Origin of the sequence: Halanaerobium sp. DL-01, from assembly GCF_003338615.1 — a bacterium.
In the GTDB taxonomy this organism is placed as follows: domain Bacteria; phylum Bacillota; class Halanaerobiia; order Halanaerobiales; family Halanaerobiaceae; genus QPJE01.
Window position 1 is genome coordinate 1 of sequence record NZ_QPJN01000073.1, and the last position, 1,500, is coordinate 1,500.

Here is a 1,500-nt window from a genome sequence, read left to right on the forward strand (position 1 = left end):
ATAGAGTTTCCCCATTTTTTATTTAGAAACAAATCAAAAGTTATCAACAGGCAAATTTGTGGATAATTCTCCTTCAAAACTGATGAGAATTAGTTATCAACAGATTACGCAAAAAAGGTGAAACAAGCTCCGATTTTTGGTATAATTAATTCACCACAAAAAACCAAAAAGGAGTTGTTTCACCTATGATTAATTATAGCAGACTTATCTATAAATTGAAACGAAATTTATCAACTTTTTCAAATAAAATTACTAAAAATCTAACTAAACCTAAAAGCAAATTTTTCTTTCAAGTCTTATATGGATTGTTAGAAAATCAGACTGTTTTATTAAGTGAGATTTCTAGAGCTTTAAAAGAAAAAATTTCGTTAAAAAAGACTATTGATCGCCTGTCAAGAAATTTAAAAAATTTTGATAATCAGGATGAAATTAAAGAAAATTATATCAATGCAATTGAATCTTTTATTGATGATGATACTATCTTTTGCTGTGATAAATCTGATATTGTCAAGCCTGCCAGTAAAGAACTTGAGTTACTTGATAGAGTACGAGACGGCAGTACCGGTAAAATTGAAGATGGTTATGATACTTTTGAGGTTGCTGCCTTAACCAGTAAACATGAGATGCCTGTTTCGGTTTATTCTCATATTTATTCTACACTGGAAAAAGATTTTAAAAGTCAAAATATAGAAACATTAAAAGGCTTAGATTTTGTTAAAAAACATTTTGGTAACAGAGGTATTTATACTGCTGACCGCTGGTATGACAACAATTTTTTCTTTAAAGAATTTACTAAAGAAAATGCAGAACGTAAATTTGTAATTAGAGCTAAGATGAACAGAAATGTTATTTATAAAAATAAAAGTATGAATATCCTGGATGTAGCCAATCTTTATAAAGGTAAATATGTTACTTATTTTAAGGATAAACATGGTAAGAGTAAAAAGGTTAAATTTAGCTATGCTAAAATAAAGTTACCTGTAATTCCAGACAAGCAATTAACCCTGGTTATAGTCAGAGGACTGGGTAAAAAACCAATGCTTTTGATTAGTAATTTAAAACCTGAATCTAAAAAATTGACTGAGGTAATACTTCGAGTTTATATTAAACGCTGGAAGGTTGAAGAATATTTCAGATTCAAAAAACAGCAGTTTGATTTAGAAAATATTAGGGTGAGATCTTTAAATAGTATCAGAACAATGGATTTGATTTTAACAATTTTAATCGGTTTTATTGCTATGCTTTCAGAAAAAAGAAATACTACTAAATTGAGTTTATGGATATCAAAATTAGCTAAAAGAATATATGATATTCCCAACTTTGATTATTACGCTATAGCAGATGGTATATTTGAAATTTTAAAAAAGAGCCACTCAGGAATAAAAAGTTTTTTAAATTCAAATATCAAATTTAAAAGATCACAACAGCCTAACCTGTTCAGTTTGCAGCAATGTTAAGGATATCAAAAGGTTATTAATTGTGATTTTGGGGAAACTCTAT

Annotated in this window: 1 protein-coding gene; it reads left to right on the forward strand. The window is 28.0% G+C overall.

Translation table 11 applies throughout. The annotated features are described in order from the left end of the window. The first annotated feature begins 185 nt into the window (after nucleotides 1–185). Entirely contained in the window at nucleotides 186–1,457 is a 1,272-nt protein-coding gene (locus DER71_RS11835; RefSeq protein ID WP_114474684.1) for a transposase, read from the forward strand. The last annotated feature ends 43 nt before the right edge of the window (nucleotides 1,458–1,500 follow it).